This is a genomic window from uncultured Abyssibacter sp. (genome assembly GCF_964000955.1).
Lineage (GTDB): Bacteria > Pseudomonadota > Gammaproteobacteria > Nevskiales > OUC007 > Abyssibacter.
This window is the reverse complement of the sequence record NZ_CAXFCL010000180.1, coordinates 1-3,639: the sequence shown is the minus strand read 5'-3', so window position 1 is coordinate 3,639 and position 3,639 is coordinate 1. Positions and strand designations below refer to the sequence as shown.

Annotated in this window: 7 protein-coding genes; all 7 read right to left on the bottom strand. The window is 66.0% G+C overall.

All coding sequences use genetic code 11. From position 1 onward, the window contains the following. Positions 1 to 1,383, bottom strand: a 1,383-nt coding sequence (locus tag ABNS06_RS08720) for a monovalent cation/H+ antiporter subunit D family protein (RefSeq protein WP_348673946.1), incomplete at its 3' end; no start/stop codon positions are given. Continuing rightward, a complete protein-coding gene (locus ABNS06_RS08715; protein ID WP_348673944.1) occupies positions 1,380 to 1,742 on the bottom strand; it encodes a cation:proton antiporter subunit C in 363 nt (120 codons plus the stop codon). The genes ABNS06_RS08715 and ABNS06_RS08720, both read right to left, overlap by 4 nt. After that, positions 1,739 to 2,173: a Na(+)/H(+) antiporter subunit B gene (locus ABNS06_RS08710; RefSeq protein ID WP_348673942.1), complete on the bottom strand. Its 435-nt coding sequence runs from the start codon at positions 2,171 to 2,173 to the stop codon at positions 1,739 to 1,741. The genes ABNS06_RS08715 and ABNS06_RS08710 overlap by 4 nt, the downstream gene beginning before the upstream one ends. Beyond that, the gene (locus tag ABNS06_RS08705) at positions 2,170 to 2,733 is read right to left on the bottom strand and encodes a DUF4040 domain-containing protein (RefSeq protein WP_348673940.1); all 564 of its coding nucleotides are present in this window, start codon (positions 2,731 to 2,733) and stop codon (positions 2,170 to 2,172) included. The genes ABNS06_RS08710 and ABNS06_RS08705 overlap by 4 nt, the downstream gene beginning before the upstream one ends. After that, complete coding sequence (gene mnhG / locus ABNS06_RS08700; protein WP_348673938.1) at positions 2,730 to 3,071, bottom strand: monovalent cation/H(+) antiporter subunit G; 342 nt, start codon at positions 3,069 to 3,071, stop codon at positions 2,730 to 2,732. The genes ABNS06_RS08705 and mnhG overlap by 4 nt, the downstream gene beginning before the upstream one ends. Further along, positions 3,068 to 3,355, bottom strand: a complete 288-nt coding sequence (locus tag ABNS06_RS08695; RefSeq protein WP_348673947.1) for a monovalent cation/H+ antiporter complex subunit F — start codon at positions 3,353 to 3,355, stop codon at positions 3,068 to 3,070. Before ABNS06_RS08695 ends, mnhG begins: the two co-directional genes overlap by 4 nt. Then, positions 3,355 to 3,639 (bottom strand): Na+/H+ antiporter subunit E (locus ABNS06_RS08690; protein ID WP_348673936.1); only part of this gene is annotated, 285 nt, incomplete at its 5' end. The genes ABNS06_RS08690 and ABNS06_RS08695, both read right to left, overlap by 1 nt.

Below are 3,639 nucleotides of genomic sequence, written 5' to 3'. Positions count from 1 at the left end.
TGCGCCTAGGCTGACGGTGAAGCCGGCCGGCAGCGATGGCGCGCGCGCATCACCTTCTTTCGGCGCGCCGAACCAGGCAACCTCGACGATGCGCCAGCAATAAACAACCGCCAGCAGGGAACTGACCAGCAACGCGACGATGGGCACCCAGGCCGATTCCGCGAGCAATGCCTGCAACAGCGCCCATTTGCTGACGAAACCCGCGGTGCCGGGCACGCCGATCAGCCCGAGCAGGCCAATCAGCAGGGCCGCGAACAACAACGGCTGGCGGGTCGGCATGCCCGACACATTGTCGACGGCACTGCCGCCCAGCCGCCAGACCATCGCGGCGGCGATGACGAACAGTCCGCACTTGATCACACCGTGATTGACCATGTGCAGCACCGCTGCGCCAGCGCCGTCGGCCGTGCCCAGCGCGATGCCGAGAATGATGTAGCCGATCTGGGCGAGGCTGGACCAAGCCAGCAACTGCTTGAAGTCGCTCTGGTAGATCGCGACCGCGGAGCCGACGATCATCGCGATGCAGGCCAGCCACATCAGGATGGTGCCGATGGGCAAAGTCGCGAACACCACGACCGGACCGAGCACGGTAGTGGCGAACCGGAGTAGGGTGTAAGCGGCGACCTTGGTGGCGGTGGCCGCCATGAACGCGGTGACCGCGGACGGGGCCTCCGCATAGGCGGCAGGCAGCCACGCGTGTAGCGGGAACAGTGCGATCTTGATCGCCAGGCCGATGACGATGAACGCGGAGGCCGCGATCAGTACGCGATTGCCGAAACCGGTGGTCAGCGAGCCGGCGAGGTCCGCCATGTTGAGGGTGCCGGTGATGGCGTACAGCAGTCCGACGCCGGTCAGGAAGAACGTGCCTCCGACGGTGCCCATGACCAGATAGCGGAAGCTTGCCATCAGCGCGCGGCGCGACCTGCCCATGGCGATCAGCGCGTAGCCAGACAAGGATGAGATCTCCAGGAACACGAACACGTTGAACGCATCACCGGTCGCGGTCATGCCCAGCAGGCCGGTCATGCAAAGGGCCAGACAGGCGTAGAACAGATAAATCCTCGGCTCGGAGATCTCGCGCTGGACCGATGCTCTGGCCATCGGCGCGACCAGCAGGCCGATGCCGCTGACCAGGCACAGCACGATCGCGTTGAGCAGGTCGACGCGGTACTCGATGCCGAATGGCGGCTCCCAGCCACCAAGAAACGCCTGCAACACGCCGTGCTCCCGCACCAGCAGCAGGCAGCGGACGGCGAGGGCGAAACTGCCCGCCGCCGAAGCCGCGTAAAGCGCCCAGGCGGCCGTGGAGTGGCGCACCAGAACGATCAGCGGAGCGATCAGCAGCGGGATCAGCACCACCAGGACGGGGAGTTGCGTATTCACGCCTGTCCGCTCTCCCGTTGCTCCTGCTTCACGGCCTCGTGTTCTTCAATGGTGTGGTAGGCCTCGTGGATACGGACGACGAGCGCCAGCCCGACGGCCGTCGTCGCCACGCCGACGACAATCGCGGTCAGGATCAGCACGTGTGGCAGCGGGTTGGAGTACACCGCGCCCTCACCGGCGAGAATCGGCGCCGTGCCGCCCTCGATCTTGCCCAGACTGATGAACATCAGGAACACCGAGGTCTGGAACATCGACAGGCCCAGCAGCTTCTTGACGAGGTTGCCATGCGCCATGACCGTGTACAGCCCGATCATCATCAGCAGCACGACCACCCAGTAGTTGTAGTGCGCCAGGATCATCGGCGGCCTCGTCCCGCGAAGCTGTAGAACAGCATCAGCATGACCGATGCGACGGTGATGCCCACACCCAGTTCCACCAGCAGAATGCCCAGGTGCTGGCCATGGCTGGGGTGCTCCGGGTCGATGGCGCTGTAGTCCAGAAAGGCGCGGTCCGACAGCAGGCTGAACACGCCGACGCCGGCATAGAGGAGCACGCCCAGGGGCGCCAGCCGGCGCACCACCGGGGGCGGCAGGACCTGACGTGCCGCCGACAGCCCGAACACCAGCGCGTAGAGAATGATGCCGGAGGCGAAGATCACGCCGGCCTGAAAGCCGCCGCCCGGTCCGTAGTCACCATGAAACTGCACGTACAGCGCGAACAGCAGGATCATCGGCACCAGCATCTTGGCGATGACCCGCAGGACCACGTGCTCCTGTTGCAACGCCCTCATGACTCGTCCTCCGCGCGCTCGCGGCTGCAGCGTCCCAGCAGCATCAGCACCGCGATGCCGGCCGTGAACACGACGACGACCTCGCCCAGCGTGTCGAACCCGCGGTAGCTGGCCAGCAGCGTGGTGACCATGTTGGGGATGCCCACTTCCTCGTGCGTGGTCTCGACGTAGCGCTCGGTGATCGGATCGGTCTGCACTGGCGTGTCCGCGGCGCCGAAGGGCGGCATGTCGGACAGCGCGACCAGCAGCACGCCACCGCAGGCGACCGCCACCAGCAGGGCCGGCACGCGCTTCTGGTGTGGCGCGGCATGCTCGCGTGAACGGGTGAGGCCGAAGGTCGCCAGGAACAGCACCGTCGTCATCCCGGCGCCGACGGCCGCTTCGGTGAAGGCGACGTCGACGGCGTCCAGCAACACGAAGACACTCGCGCTGAGCAGGCTGTAGATGCCGCTGAGCATGGCCACGGCAAACAGTCCGCGCAGCCGCGCGATCGCCAGGCCGGTCACTACCAGACAGGCGAGCAGGAACACATTGAGCGCATCGAACGCCAGCGCGCTCATGCCGCGGTCCTCGGAGGACGGCGGCCGGCCTGACGCCGGCCGAGCAGCGGCTTGTAGCCGTCGGCCAGCGCTGCCTGGGCGAGTGCGTGCGAGGCCGTCGGGCTGGTCAGCACCAGAAAGCCGATGATCAGCAGCAGGCGCACGGCGACCGTCCAGTCCGGCGCCTGCAACAGCAGGCCCAGCAGAATCATCGACGCGCCCACCGTGTCGGTCATTCCGGCCGCATGAGAGCGCGTGAACACGTCGGGCATGCGGAACAGGCCGATGCCACTGATGACGCAGAACGCGCCACCGGCCAGCAGCAAGCACCAGGAGAGGCCGTCGATGACGAAGGTCATAGGTCGTCGTGCTCCCCGGCGCCGTCGATCCAGCCCAGCTCGCCGTAATGCATGAGTTTCAGCACGGCGACCGTGCCGATGAAGTTGATCAGCGCATAGACCAGGCCGATATCCAGAAACTCGGGTCGGCCGAACAGGAAGCCGGCAACCGCGATGAACAGCACGGTCTTGGTCCCGAACACGTTCAACGCAAGGATGCGGTCGTAGACCGTGGGTCCAAGCAGGGCGCGCGCCAGCGCAAGCGCCATGGTGGTTGCCACCGCGAGCATGGCCGCCGCGAACATCACGAGCCGGTATCCAGTTGGCGCACGCGCGTGGCGAAGCGGCCGGTTTCCAGCTCGTCGATGAAGGCCTCGTCGATGCTGTGCACGTCGATGGTCCTGTCATCAACGCGGACCGACAGCGTGCCGGGCGTGAGCGTGATGGAATTCGCCAGGATGGTTTCGCCCATGCTGGTCGACTGACCGTGGGCGATCGGACGAAAGTCCGGGTTCAGCGACTGCGGACCGCGCAGCACTCGAATCGAGACCTTGATGGAGGACAGGATGATTTCCTTGGTCAACCACAG